General features: G+C 48.7%; 11 protein-coding genes. 3 read left to right on the top strand and 8 right to left on the bottom strand.

Features of this window, described 5'->3' with window-relative positions:
• Positions 1-274: transposase (locus BLT32_RS11690; RefSeq protein WP_176764958.1), on the bottom strand; the 274-nt coding region annotated here is incomplete at its 3' end.
• A 31-nt stretch (positions 275-305) separates the two neighbouring features.
• On the opposite strand from BLT32_RS11690, the gene BLT32_RS11685 reads away from it, so the two are divergent.
• Complete coding sequence (locus BLT32_RS11685) at positions 306-872, top strand: ATP-grasp domain-containing protein (RefSeq protein WP_053954447.1); 567 nt, start codon at positions 306-308, stop codon at positions 870-872.
• A gap of 144 nt (positions 873-1016) precedes the next feature.
• Here the strand turns inward: BLT32_RS11685 and BLT32_RS11680 are convergent, their stop codons facing one another.
• A complete protein-coding gene (locus BLT32_RS11680) occupies positions 1017-2228 on the bottom strand; it encodes a M24 family metallopeptidase (RefSeq protein ID WP_053954446.1) in 1212 nt (403 codons plus the stop codon).
• Between the two features lie 193 nt (positions 2229-2421).
• Here BLT32_RS11680 and BLT32_RS11675 point away from each other — a divergent pair, with 193 nt between their 5' ends.
• Positions 2422-3081, top strand: coding sequence for a DUF1707 SHOCT-like domain-containing protein (locus BLT32_RS11675; protein WP_053954445.1), 660 nt, complete (start codon positions 2422-2424; stop codon positions 3079-3081).
• Here the strand turns inward: BLT32_RS11675 and BLT32_RS11670 are convergent.
• Positions 3078-4670: an ABC-F family ATPase gene (locus tag BLT32_RS11670; protein WP_053954444.1), complete on the bottom strand. Its 1593-nt coding sequence runs from the start codon at positions 4668-4670 to the stop codon at positions 3078-3080. The genes BLT32_RS11675 and BLT32_RS11670 overlap by 4 nt on opposite strands.
• Before the next feature lie 99 nt (positions 4671-4769).
• Between BLT32_RS11670 and BLT32_RS11665 the strand changes: the two genes are divergently transcribed.
• On the top strand, positions 4770-5669 hold the full coding sequence (locus BLT32_RS11665; protein ID WP_053954443.1) for a mechanosensitive ion channel family protein: 900 nt from the start codon (positions 4770-4772) through the stop codon (positions 5667-5669).
• 70 nt (positions 5670-5739) lie between these two features.
• Here BLT32_RS11665 and BLT32_RS11660 read toward each other — a convergent pair whose 3' ends face one another.
• From BLT32_RS11660 to BLT32_RS11640, 5 genes are all read right to left on the bottom strand, one after another.
• Positions 5740-8445, bottom strand: a complete 2706-nt coding sequence (locus BLT32_RS11660; RefSeq protein ID WP_053954442.1) for a TonB-dependent receptor domain-containing protein — start codon at positions 8443-8445, stop codon at positions 5740-5742.
• Between the two features lie 72 nt (positions 8446-8517).
• Positions 8518-10095, bottom strand: coding sequence for a beta-helix domain-containing protein (locus tag BLT32_RS11655; RefSeq protein WP_053954441.1), 1578 nt, complete (start codon positions 10093-10095; stop codon positions 8518-8520).
• Positions 10096-10266: 171 nt separating this feature from the next.
• On the bottom strand, positions 10267-12129 hold the full coding sequence (argH, locus tag BLT32_RS11650; protein ID WP_053954440.1) for an argininosuccinate lyase: 1863 nt from the start codon (positions 12127-12129) through the stop codon (positions 10267-10269).
• 3 nt (positions 12130-12132) lie between these two features.
• The gene (locus tag BLT32_RS11645) at positions 12133-13344 is read right to left on the bottom strand and encodes an argininosuccinate synthase (RefSeq protein ID WP_053954439.1); all 1212 of its coding nucleotides are present in this window, start codon (positions 13342-13344) and stop codon (positions 12133-12135) included.
• Positions 13341-14291, bottom strand: a complete 951-nt coding sequence (locus BLT32_RS11640) for an ornithine carbamoyltransferase (protein WP_053954438.1) — start codon at positions 14289-14291, stop codon at positions 13341-13343. The genes BLT32_RS11645 and BLT32_RS11640 overlap by 4 nt, the downstream gene beginning before the upstream one ends.
• Between the last annotated feature and the right edge of the window lies 1 nt (position 14292).

The following is a 14292-nucleotide window of genomic DNA, read 5'->3' as shown; positions in this document are numbered from 1 at the left end:
GTTTTTTAACCAGTTTCGGCTCAAATGAGCCGGCTCTGTCGCGGGGCGTATCTAATTCAAAGCTGCCGGCAGGACTCTTGACTGTTTTTGACGTCGAACCGTTCTTGCGGTTAGATTGCTCTTTATCACTGAGATGCTCTTCAAGCTCAGCCTGCATCGCGGCTTCGGTGAGTTGTTTAATAAGCGGTGTCAGGATGCCGTCTTTGCCGGTGAGGTCTTTGCCTTCACGCAACTGCTTTAAAGCGGCATCCATGTCGAAATTGGTTTTGGTCATATGTCATCTCTTTTTTGCTTAGTTTAACGAAATGACACAGAATTCTGAACACTACCGAAAGTCATTTAATACCAACACGTTAAGGTCTGCTCAAGTAAAATGGCCTAATCAGCAGTTGATCATTAAACCCACAGTTTCGGCCAACGCAGACGATACGTTCCGACTGTCAAAGGACAGCTCTACCGATGCATTGATAGAGTCACTGACCGAACACTTCCCAGCCGGTCGCGAATTCATGTTGCAGCCGTTTTTAAACTCCATTGTAGAGCACGGTGAATATTCATTATTCTATTTTGGCGGGGTCTTCAGTCATGCCATTAAAAAGTGCCCCGCTAACGGCGACTTTAGAGTTCAAGAAGAGCACGGCGGTGAATTCTTTCAGGTGAATCCTGATAATGCCATCAAAGAAGTAGCCGAGCGAGCGTTAGGATGCGTCGACGAGACACTGCTCTATGCAAGAATTGATGTTGCTTTATTGAATGATAATACGCCCGCCATTATTGAAATGGAGCTCATTGAACCGAGTTTATATTTCGGGGTTGATGAAGCCAGCGCAGAGCGATTCGTAAAGGCTTATCTCAGTATGATAGATCGTTAATTAGCAATACCGATGATTGGCTCTATCCATGCCATACGAGACGATAAGTCGCTATGGGTGACATAATATAAGGTGCGGTGATGCGCACCTTATGTCGACAGTAAGGCCACTGGTTTCATCTATGGCTCCGGCTATCCATTTAATTCACGCTAAATTAAACGGGTCATCCATTGCACGCGACGGCTCGGTAAACCACACAGGGCCGTCGTCCGTTATATAGAAATGATCTTCTAAACGGACGCCAAAAGCGTTTGGTTTTATGACCATCGGCTCGTTGCTAAAGCACATTCCCGGTGCCAATACGGTTTTATCACCGCCCACCAGATAAGGCCATTCATGTAAATCCATGCCAATACCGTGCCCCGTTCGATGAGGGACACCGGGTAACTGATAGTCCGCTTTTAAGCCAAGCTTAGCGAGTTCCTCTCGTACCGCATCATCCACCGACTCGCAGGTATTTCCATTGTGCGCGGCATCAAATGCGGCTTGCTGAAGCTGCCGCTCGTATTGCCAGAATGTCTTTTGCTCAGCATTAGCCTCACCGAATGGATACGTGCGGGTAATGTCAGAATGGTAACCATGTAACTTACAACCAGTATCAATTAGGACCCAGTCATTTTTTTCCAGTTTTTGTTCATGACTGACGCCATGCGGGTAACTGGTCCCCTGACCAAACAATACAATGCAGAAGAAAGATCCACTTGCGCCCACTTTGCGATGAGCTTCGTCAATAAACGCCCGCACCTCTGAGGCCGTTACCCCTTCCTGTAGCATTGCCCCGGTCGCACGATGCACCGCCATGGTCATATCCATTGCGGTTTGTATGTGTGCGAGCTCAGCGTTTGACTTATGCATGCGACACTCAGCGGTAATCACTTTTGCGTCGCACATTTGCGCTGCCGGATAGCGCTCCTCAAGGTTTGAAACAATGCTATAAGACGATGACTCGTCCAGCGCGAGTTTACCCTTGGTCAATTCATTCTCTTTCAGAAAATCAATAATATAATCGTAGGGTGATTCGTGTTCTTCCCACAGCAAGGTCTTCATTGGCAGCTTCATCGCTTGCGTTAGTGACCCAATTTCAAACGCAGGCGCTATTAATGTAACCGCGCCTTCGACAGGCACAATTGCGCCCACCAGACGCTCACTTGGGTACCATTTTAAACCGGTAAAATACTCTAAATTAGTACCCGCATTTAAATACATCGCATCGATGCCTTTGGCTCGCATCAATGTCTGGGCTTTGTCGACTCTCGCCTGATACTCTTCCAATGTAATGGGCTGAACATTCAGTGTCATATCTTCTAATGCATCGAGGGCGGTCTTTGCTTCGGTAATGCCTACACCATGGGTCATTCTGCCTCCTAAAATGTCATTTCGTATGAACCGCTAGATTCAAGTAGATGGCCGATTCTGCTAAATAATGGCGAAATATAATAGCCAGCTTTAGGATTTAATTTTTAACACACTGATTTATATAGATTTTGTTTTTGGCTTAACTCTTGCATTATGACTCATAATAAAAAGACAAGAACAATAAGGACGCATTATGAGTGTGAAATTCGAAGATCGACCTTTAGACAAGGTTCGTGAGGAAACTATTGACCAACTGGTCATGAACTACGGTCACGGGGAACTTTCCTCAGAAGCGTTTGAGCGCCGTCTCGATGCGGCGATGGACGCAACGGAGCATAGCCAATTAGCAAAACTGGTTGAAGACTTAGAGCTAAAACCTGATACCTCTTACGACAGTATGAAAGAAAAGCAATTCTCACCACAATATGGTGAGGGTCGTGCTCAACCAACAGAAAATGTGGTCTCTATTTTATCATCCAACGAGCGAACAGGCGTATGGACGGTACCGCGTGAAATAACGGTGTATGACTTTCTGGGCTCTGTCGAACTCGACTTTACAGATGCGGTATTCCAACACCCCGATGTGACGATCAAAGTGGTCGGGATGCTTTCAAGTCTCGAGATTTACGTGCCTGAAGAAATCATGATAAGCACCAACGTATTTAATATTCTTGGCTCCACTGAAAACAAAGCGCCGTCCATGGGAAACCTGAAGCAAGTTCCCCATATTCGCATTGAAGGCTTTCACGTGCTCGGTTCGGTTGAGGTAAAAGTCAAACGCACCATTAAAGAGAAATTCGTGGCTTTTGCAAACAGCCTGAAAGAAACCTTTAACTCAAAGAACTTCTACTAAGCAGCAGCCAGCTGTGCCAAATACTCGTCATAACTGCCGGCAAAGTCGCGTAAGCCTTTGTCGGTAATTTCAATAATACGAGTAGCCAGTGAAGACACAAATTCGCGGTCATGACTGACAAATAGCAAAGTACCCTCGAACTGCTCCAACGCCAGGTTCAGAGACTCAATAGATTCCATATCCAAATGGTTGGTCGGTTCATCCATCACCAGAATATTGGGCTTCTGAAGAATTAACTTACCGAATATCATCCGCCCTTTCTCACCACCGGACAAAATAGACACTGGCTTTTGAATATCGTCTGACGAAAACAGCATACGCCCCAAAACACCGCGTATCGACTGCTCGTCGTCACTGGGTTGCTTCCATTGATACATCCACTCGTACACCGTCATTTCCTGTTTGAACAGGTGAGCGTGGTCCTGAGCGTAATAACCAATATTGGCATTTTCTGACCATTTGATACTGCCGGATTCCGGTGTATAGTCGCCCATCAAACATTTCAGCAAAGTCGTTTTACCAATACCATTGGCACCAATAATGGCGACTTTTTCGCCCACTTCTACCGAGGTACTCAAGCCTTTCAATACCGCCTGCTCGTCAAAGCTTTTACGCACATTCTCGGTTTCAAGCGCCAGCCGGTACAGCTTCTTCTCTTGCGTGAACCGAATGTACGGGTTTACCCGGCTTGAGGCTTTCACTTCTTCCAGCTGAATTTTTTCCATTTGTCGTTGGCGCGATGTCGCCTGTTTGGCTTTCGACGCATTCGCCGAGAAGCGGCTAACAAAACTCTGCAGCTCTGCAATCTTCTCTTTCTTCTTAGCGTTATCATTCATCAGTTGCTCACGCGCCTGAGTCGCAGCAAACATATATTCGTCATAGTTGCCTGGGTAAACACGCAACTCACCGTAATCAATATCCGCCATGTGCGTACACACCGTGTTCAGAAAGTGACGGTCGTGCGAAATAATGATCATGGTGCTTTGCTTTTCCGCCAGCACATCTTCTAACCAGCGAATGGTGTTAATGTCCAGGTTGTTGGTCGGCTCATCTAACAACATAATATCCGGCTCAGAGAACAGTACCTGCGCCAGCAAAACTCGAATTTTAACGCCCGGTGCCAACGCCGACATTAAGCCGAAGTGCTGCTCTACCGGTATACCTAAACCCAACAGCAATTCGCCAGCACGAGACTCGGCTGTGTAACCATCCATTTCAGCGAACTCGGTTTCCAAATCGGCTACACGCATGCCGTCTTCTTCACTCATCTCACCGCTGCTGTATATGCGATCGCGCTCTTCTTTTACTGCCCAGAGCTCTTCGTGCCCCATAATGACGGCATCAACCACGCTGTATTCTTCGTAGGCAAACTGGTCCTGACGCAATTTACCAATGCGGGTGTTGGGCTCTAACGACACGTTACCGGCGGATGGCTCTTGCTCACCACTTAAAATGCGCATAAAGGTCGACTTACCGCAGCCATTAGCACCAATAAGGCCGTAACGATTGCCATTGCCGAATTTAACAGAAATATTTTCAAAAAGAGGCTTCGCACCAAATTGCATGGTGATATTTGCAGCAGAAATCACGTAATCTATATCCAGAATGAGGGAGTAAAAATTGAGCGCGCAATGTACGTGTTTTTCCCGTAAATTACAAAGAAAGATTCACAAATAGGTAAATAGACGATGCAAATGTCCTGGACTGATGTTTCCACGAATTTTAGTAAAATTTGGAATACCGAGCTTTGGAAAACCGGAGACGCACAAATTCATTTAAGCCAGGTTATTATTGCCCTGGCGCTCATTGTTGTGGGTGTTATTGTCATTCGCTGGGTGGGTTCACGGCTGGTCAAGCGCGCACTGAAATCTGCCCATGCGTCGCAGAATACGATTTTCGCCTTTCGTAAGTTGTTTTCATTTTTAGCTTACGTTCTTATCGTACTCATTGCCCTGCCGGTTGCCGGCATACCTATTACGATATTTGCCGTACTCGGTGGTGCACTGGCCATTGGTGTGGGTTTTGGTGCTCAGAACTTATTGAATAACTTAATATCGGGCATGATTCTGATTGCCGAGCGCCCTATTCGTATTGGCGATATTGTCGAGCTGGAAAATGAACGAGGTCGCATTGAAGAAATTGGTAATCGGTGTGTGCGAATTAAACGTTATGATGGCGTTCATGTATTGGTTCCGAATAGCTACTTTCTGGAGCAACGTGTGGTTAACTGGACGCTGGTTTCAACAGAAATACGCAGTACGGTGACAGTAGGAGTGGCTTATGGCTCACCGATAGATAAAGTACGCGAGCTGATGTTGGAAGCAGCCAGTAAACACGAAAAAATTGTTCAGGAACTGCCAATTGAAGTGTTCTTCGATGACTTTGGTGACAACAGCTTAACCTTTAATTTAATGTTCTGGACAGCGGTTGAAGCCCCTATGGATATTCGTCGTGTTCAGTCCGATATTCGTTTTAAAATAGATAAGCTCTTCGCCGAAAGCAACATTGTTATTGCCTTCCCGCAACGCGACGTGCATTTAGACACGCTAAAACCGCTGGAAATAAAAATGACAAAAGCAGACGCATAGACGCATAAAAAAAGCCACCTCAGATGAGGTGGCGTGCAATTACAACAATAACAACCAGGGATTACTTCGTTTAAAACTCGTAGCTGTAACTCAAGCTAACGACGGTTCCTACTTCTTTACTACGGACTAAAATGTCCGATTGGTTCACTTCCTGATCTTCACCCAGCAAGTTTTCCACTTTTAAGCCAATCTTTGAGTTGAAGTTCGGGTAGTAATTGTAAACCAAGTCCAGTGAATGGAATGGTTGCTCATAAGCGTCATCACGACCACCAACACCGGCTGCCAGAATGCGTTCACCAAAGACGTTGTAAACCAACGAGGTTGAGTGCTCACCGTTAGCAGAATCGTAGTTTAACTGGAAGTTAGCGACATACTCTGAATGTCCGGTCATACGCTTCGTCGGGTTGGTTAAGTTACCCGCCAACGCAGGGTCAATCGACGCTTCTGAGTCACTCCAGGTTAAGTTACCTGAGGTGAAGAAGCCGTTCGCCAGGTAGCCTAAGTCGTGCAACCACTCAAACTCAACCCCGTAGACTTCAGCGGACTCACCGTTAACATAGGTCAATGTGTAGTCTTCATCTCCGACACGAAGTACCGACTCTATCGGGTTCGAAATATCCTTATAAAACGCTGCAACGGTGTAGTTATCTCCGTTATCCGCATAGTACTCGAAACGAGCGTCGTAGTTTTTCAAGTCACTACTTTGCAGGCCAGCAGTACCAAAGGTACGAATGTCTGTAACCGGGTCGTAGTAAGCGACAGGTACCGTTTCACGCAAGTCCGGGCGAACGACTGTTTCACCATAACCAAAGCGAAGCTGGTAATTATCACTTGCCATGTAGGTCAGCGACAAAGCAGTATAAATATCGTCTTCGGAAATCGAACTGTCGACAACGCGCTGAGGATTAAAGTAATTATTTAAATCCTGCTCGTCGAAAATTAAGCTCGAGGTCGCCAATGACACTTGTTTAAAGTCTTCGTAGCGAATACCACCACTGACACGCCAGGTATTGTCGAATATGGCGTCGAACTCACCGTAATACGCATCAATTTTCTGAGCGGCTAAATAGTCGTCTGCATTTGGCGCGCCCGGTTCACGGAAGGTAATACGAAAATCGTTTTCGTCAATGACCTCATCCGTCAAATAACCGGTAACACCCAATACATTGTCCAAGTCATCCAACACAGACAGGCGTGAACCTGAGGCGTTATCCAAACTGAAGCGACTGGTGCTGTAATAACGAGCTTTATCCATAAAGTCATAACCCGCTTTCAGCTCCAGCTCAATACCAGACAACATAATTGGGAGCGAGAAGTTACCACCGTAAGATTTCACGTTGTCTTCCATGTCAACGAACTGGAAAATCGCCCGGTTGTCATCACCCGTTACACGAGTCTCAGAGAAGCTTCCATCAGTGTTGTAGATGTCATCAAAACGGTAAGACACATCGGTCGGAATGTCCGTTTCCGCTTTTGACTCTGTGTACTGCCAGTCAAACCCAACACCCCAGTAGTCCATAAAGGTGTGCTGACCGCGGAATTGGTCAACATCCAGAACACGCTCTTCATATTTAAACTCATGCTCTCGGTTAGCTATACCCGTTCCTGCAATGGTTTTTAAGTTACTGCCGTTCGGGCTTTGCTTAATACCAAATTCTGACTCGTCCTCTGAGTCTTCCAGATAAATTTTGGTATAGCTAACGTTGTGAGTGTCGAGCTGATAGCCCGCCGTTAAGAAACCATTTAAACGTTCAGTTTCTGTGGTTACAGTGGTTTCAGACAAAGTGTTGTAACACGAGTTAGAAACGTCTTCCGCGGTTTCTAAGGACGTTGAACAGCCTGCTTCGGCGTTGTTACTAATGACGGCATTACGACGCTCTGATGCATCCCAGTCATTGTCGTAGGAAGCAGCAGCCAATACGCCAAAGGTTCCGCCAAACCAGGACTCATCAAAGCTGTTACCCAAGGTCGCTTTTAAATCAAAGTTAGGGTCTAACGACTCTTCCTGAAGCACCATATCTCGCGGCAATTGCTTAGCCAGCGACGCGTTGATGGCACGAGCCTGATCCCCCGCGCTAGTACCGCTGCCAGTTAAGCCGTCGGTATTAATAATATTACGTAAGCTAAAATCGCCTTCGTATCGACCAATAGCGTCCTGAATTCCCGCAGGAATGCCACTGTCGTTGCGGTTATAGGTATAGCCTTCGTCGGCATTACTGTTTAGACCGACACCGGCTTCAACATTAAAGACAAAGTCATTCGGCAATGAACGCGTGCGAATATCGATATTACCGCCACCAAAAGCCGCCGGCATCGACGGTGAAAATACCTTTTGTACCGCCATGCTTTCAATAATGGTCGATGGAATAATGTCCAGCGGCACCACATTACGCGTTAAGTCCGGGCTCGGTATGCTAGCGCCGTTGATGCGCGCACTGGAGTAACGCTCACCTAAACCACGAACATAGATGAACTTACCATCGACAAGGGTCAAACCGGTGACTCGACGCAGCGCTGAAGCAGCGTCACTGTCACCAGAGCGAGATAGCTGTTCTGCGCCTAAAATGTCCGCCACAAAAGCTTGATTTTTACGCTCTTCAACAACTGCAGCCGCACTTCCTTGCAAACGACTGCCGGTAGTCACCACTTCTTCAATAGTTGACTCACGTTCTACGTTAGTTTCATCAGCTTGTTGTGCCAATGCTGCCGGGCTTGTCGCAACCAGACCAAGGCTAACCGCTAACGCTACAGGCTTGAGTTTGTAGTGGTTTTTCATAACTAACTCCTACACTAAAATCGGAAAATAGGCGCAACTCATGTGCGCCTATTCATTAACCTGTAACTCAACTTAGTCCTGCTCAGAAGCTGTTACTGCGTTGTCTACCCACTGATACCACTCAGAGCTGGTGTCGTCGTTAGACAATGCACCGATGAAATCAACCGGGGTAAAGAAGTCATCGTTCAGTGCGGTTAAGTCATCCGCTGCAATGGTGATTGATGAAGACATATCCGTTGAAATGCCGTCGTCATTCAGCACAGTTGCTGAACCATCCAGAATTTCATTCTCACTGTCGTTTTGATACCACTGGGTGTAGGTTTCGCCGTCAGAGAAAGTATTGTCACCGGTGTTCACAAAGTTGTTAGTACACGCCAGTACTGAGCTATAGAAGTCCAGGCCACCGTTATCAACACCCGCTTCACCGTCTGACGTGAAGAAGACACAGCCGTCATCTGCCGTACCGTTTTCTTTGATTTTCAGTACGTTGTACATTTGACCCTGGAAGTTATCGTCAAATTTCGTAGCGATTGAAGGGTCGTTATCACGTACGGATGTGCCGTCGGTAGTGATAATAGTCACGTTAGCGATAGTCGGTGCAGATGTTGGTGCTTGCGAGTAGTCCGGACCATTGTTTTTCTCACCGTCAGCCTCAAAACCACCGTTACCCATGTAGTTGGTCTGACCATCAACAGTCACTGTGCCGTGCTTAATGAACATGAACTGAGCTCGGCCCTGCCAGCCTGCATCCATATCAATTGAGTCGTCCTGAGTATCGGTTACTACAATATGCTTCAGGTCAGCCGCACCACCGAAAAACTCGATGCCGTCATCAAAACCCTGATGAATGTGAATGAATTCGTAAGAAGAGCCTGAACCTACTGCGTTCAACGTTAGTGAGTTCAAGTCGTCACCATCACCGCCGTCACGAGGGCCTGAGCCTGCGTACCAAATTTGTGCGTACTTCATTGAGCCACTGTTGTCAGTGTTGTCGTTACCGCCGTAGAAGCTGACAATACCTTCCGATTCACGGTTACAGGTACCACCGTCACGTTCAGCATCAGTACATTCGTTGGTAACACCATTACCGTTGATGATGATACCGCCCCAGTCCGCGTAGCGTGGGGCGTCGCCGGAGACGTTTAAACGGTCAAACTCATTTGCTGAGGTAAATTTAATAGGCTTATCGAACGTACCAATGGCGTTCAACTGAGCGCCTCGGGCAACCTGAATAATCGCTTCACCTGATGTGAAGGCTAAGATAGCGCCTGGCTCAACCGTCATCACCGGACCATTTTGGTTAATTTCACAATCGGTTGTGGTGTCACAGTCTTCGCCAATCTGCAAAGCACCTTCGAACACGTGAACACCGCCATCCGGTAGCTCATCAAACGTAATGTCTTCAGTAATTTCAATCGTTGCGCTGGCAAAGTCAGTGTCATAAGAGCAGTCTTGACCGTCATACTCACCCTGAACGTCTGCGTAAGTCGCACACGGGTTTGATGAGCCGCTGTCACCACCTGTGTCGCCACCTGCATTTGAACCACCGCCGTTGTTCACAGTTGGGGTTACGTTGATATCGCCACCACAGCCCGCTAAGAAAAGTGCTGCACTTACCGCAGAGATTTTAAATAAGGTATTGAATTTCATTGGGTTCTCCCGACTTCTTGATATCATGTTGTGATTTAAGTCGGGAGCAGATTAAGACGCTTGCATGACAGCATTGTGACAACACAAAAGTGTCACAAAATATTCACGGTTCTGTAACCAAAACTCGAGTTTTTGATCTTTGCACTTGTTGGATAAGTAACCCTAACCTGACTAACAAGCCGAGCGAAAAATTAACTGTTCGTTTGGCTGCTCAAGGTGGTATTCCATGGCCAGCTCGTCGCAGTTGGCCAGCCTTGGGCAAATCTCACAGTCCTTCATGACCTTTTCCGGTAAGGTGTCTTTCGAGCAATGGTCAAAACCCTGCTGCTCAAAAAAGTCCGGCACCCGGGTCAGTACAATCACCCGGTTTAGCTGCAACAAACGGGCTTTTTTCAGTAAGTAAGCCACCAGCATACGACCCTGACCACGCACCTCGGTTTTTGGATTAACACCCAGCGAACGAATTTCCGCTAAGCCCGTGGTGTAGATATACAAAGACGCACAGCCCATGACCTTGCCGTTCACTTCGGTCACCGCAAATTCGTTAATAGAATGCACAATGTCATCTTTAGCTCGTGGCAGGTTCTCGCCGGCTCCGGCCCAGTGCTGAACTAAATCTAAAATGGCACCAATATCCCCTAAGTTGGCGTCACGCACCTGAATCTGCTGTTGCTGCTGTGTCGCTTTTAAAGCTTCATTCACCCGTTGCGGCGAGGTACCGCCCAGCGCGCAACGTTTTTCCAGCAGAGCGTCCAGCGTCAGCCAGTCATAAACATCCTGCTCAATCACCGGGGCCACTGCCTGAAACGCCTCCAGCGGCATATCCTCTAATGGTTTTTTCGCCTGAATAGCCTGTTGCACCAGTTCACCGACGTTGTGATGCGCTTGCCGGAAAGGAATACCTTTGGACACCATATAATCCGCTAATTCCGTCGCATTCGCGTAACCGCCCTGCGCCGCTGTGCGACAGACTTCATGCTTAACCGTCAGACCATTCAGGGTCGAAGTCACCATAGCCAGTGACGCCTGCCAGGTGGTAAAAGCATCGAACAGCCCTTCCTTGTCCTCCTGCATGTCTTTGTTGTAAGCCAATGGCAGCGCTTTTAAGGTCATCATTAAGCCGGTTAACGCCCCCACCACCCGGCCACTTTTACCCCGCACCAACTCCAGCGCGTCCGGATTTTTCTTCTGCGGCATGAGCGAAGACCCCGAGGTCACATTATCGGCCAGCTCAATAAAGCCTGCTTCGCCTGAATTGTAGAAAATTAAATCTTCCGCTAAGCGCGACAAATGCAGCATCGACAACGACGCGGTGCTTAACAGCTCCACCACAAAGTCACGGTCAGATACTGAGTCCAGACTGTTGCGCGTTGCTTCACTAAAACCCAACTCGCTGGCAATGGCTTCGCGGTCAACTGCATAAGCCGTACCCGCCAAAGCTCCGCAACCTAAAGGGCTTTTATTGAGCCGATCAGTGGCGTCTTGTAAGCGCCCACTATCACGTTGCAGCATTTCCACATAGGCCAGGCACCAGTGCGCCAGCAAAACCGGTTGCGCCCGTTGCAGGTGTGTGTAACCGGGTATGACCGTGTCTTTTTCACGTTGCGCCAGATCCAGCAATGCCTGCTGAGTCTGCTTTAACGACTGTTGCAGAGCTCCGGCCTGCTCACGGCACCACAAGCGTAAATCCGTAGCAACCTGATCATTACGGCTGCGCCCGGTATGCAGCTTTTTGGCTAAATCACCTACTTTGGCTATCAGTGCCGCTTCCACAAAAGAATGAATATCCTCATCGCCGCCCACCGCGACTGCCGCAGGGTCTTCTCGCACCTCACTGAGCAGTTCATTCAATGCCTGCTGTAACTGCTGACATTCATCACTGTTCAGTACGCCAACCTTGTGCAACGCATTCGCCCAGGCTTTAGAGCCGGTGATATCCTGCTCAGCTAACACATAGTCAAAAGGCAGCGAGTCATTAAACTGCTGAAACGCGGCATCGGGTCCTGCCGCAAAACGTCCACCCCATAGCGCCATAATCTACCCCTTTTGTTGCTTCTGTAACGCCGCTATCCGGCTAGGAAGGGAGAACAACCGAATAAAGCCTTCGGCGTGCGCCTGGTTATAGACTTCGTCCGCACCAAAAGTCGCAAAGTCTTCGCTGTATAAGCTATTCGGAGAACGTTTCTGAACCGCAGTCACTGAGCCTTTATAGAGCTTCAGCACCACGTCGCCGCTGGCGGTCGAGCACAGTGATTGTGCCGCGCTCATGACCGACTGCTGCAATGGGGTAAACCAGCGTCCGTCATACAACAGCTGGGCGAACTGCTCGCTCAACTGCGCTTTCCAGCTGCGGCTGGTTTTATCCAATACCAGCTCGTCAATAGCCTGCAAGGCCACCATCATGACGGTGCCGCCAGGGGTTTCGTAGCAGCCGCGGCTTTTCATGCCCACTAAACGGTTTTCCACAATATCCACGCGCCCGACACCATGTTTCGCGGCAATGTCATTCAACACATCCAGGCATTCAAAAGGCGACAGCGCCTTGTCATTCACCGCCGTAATTTCACCATTTTTGACCTTAACGGAAACATACTCCGGTTTATCCGGTGCCTGCTCGGGCGATGTCGTCATGGTCCAGACTTTATCCGTTGGCTCACACCAGGGGTATTCCAGTTCGCCGCCTTCGTGCGAAATATGCCAGGCGTTGGCATCACGGCTGTAGATTTTGGTGGCTGACGCCGAGCACGGGATATCCCGCTCCGCCAAATAACCCAACAGAGACTCGCGGCTGCTCAGCTCCCACTCGCGCCACGGAGCTATCACGTGTAAGTCAGGAGCTAAAGCGGCGTAGCAGGACTCAAAGCGGACCTGATCATTCCCTTTACCGGTACAACCGTGCGCCAGCGCATCCGCACCCACTTTACGGGCCACCTCAACTTGCGCTTTGGCAATAATCGGACGCGCCATGGCCGTACCCAGCAAATAGGTGCCTTCGTAAATGGCTCCGGTTTTGAGTGTTGGGTACACGTAGCTCTTCACAAACTCGTCTTTTAAATCAACCACGTGGCATTCGGACGCACCGGACGCTTTGGCTTTTTCTTCCACGCCTTCCAGCTCTTCGGCGCCCTGGCCAACATCAGCCACAAAAGCCACCACTTCACAGCCATAATTTTCTTTTAACCAGGGCACAATGGCCGAGGTGTCCAGACCGCCAGAATAGGCCAATACAACTTTCTTCACGTGACTCATGAGGCTTTCTCCATAGATTCTGGCAGTACTGCTGCCGTTGGGTTTAATAACAAGGTTAATAAGGCGTTTTGTGCGTAAAGCCGGTTCTCAGCCTGCTGAAAACAGCGCGACAGTGGGCCGTCCATAACATCGGAGGTAATTTCATAGCCGCGGTGTGCCGGCTGGCAGTGCAGCACCGAAGTGGCACCACTGTGCTCAACCAGCTGCGCGTTAATTTGATAGGGGTGGAAAATCTCGCGTACTTCATCCAGAGGTTTGTCATCCCCCATGGACACCCAGGTGTCGGTGTAGAGTGCGTCGGCGCCTGCCACCGCAGCAATATCATGCGTTACAACAATGTTGGCGCCGCTCTTCTTCGCCAAAGTCTTCGCTTTTTCCACAAGATCCGCATCGGGCTCATAGCCTTTCGGGCAAATAATGGTGCAATCGGTGCCTACTGTGGCGGCGGTTAGCATCAGCGAGTGCGACACGTTGTTGCCGTCACCTAGGTACACTAACTTCAAGCCCTTCAGCTTGCCGTACTGCTCCTGCAAAGTTAGAAAGTCCGCCAGTGCCTGGCAGGGGTGAAACAAGTCGCACAGACTGTTCACCACAGGAACTGATGCGTGCTGCGCTAATTCTTCTAAGGTGCTATGCGACATCACCCGGGCGACAATGGCATCCGCCCAGCAGGAGAGGTTTCTTGCGTAATCGGCGACGGTTTCCCGTACGCCCATACCCTGCCCCTGCTCGTTCAGGTACACGGCATGACCGCCTAATTTCTGCAAACCAATATCAAAAGACAGTCGCGTGCGCAGGCTTGGTTTTTCAAATAGGGTAACCACGCTTTTGCCGGCCAGCGTGTGTTGGTAGTTTTCGGGGTAGGCTTTTTGCGCTTGCGCTAACGCCAATAACTGTAACGTGTCAGCCGGAGAAAACTCCAGCCCGGATAAACAATGTTTCATCATA

Origin of the sequence: Idiomarina zobellii, assembly GCF_900100855.1 — a bacterium.
GTDB classification, from domain to species: domain Bacteria; phylum Pseudomonadota; class Gammaproteobacteria; order Enterobacterales; family Alteromonadaceae; genus Idiomarina; species Idiomarina zobellii.
Note: the sequence above shows the minus strand (reverse complement) of the source record. Positions and strands in the feature narration are given on the sequence as shown.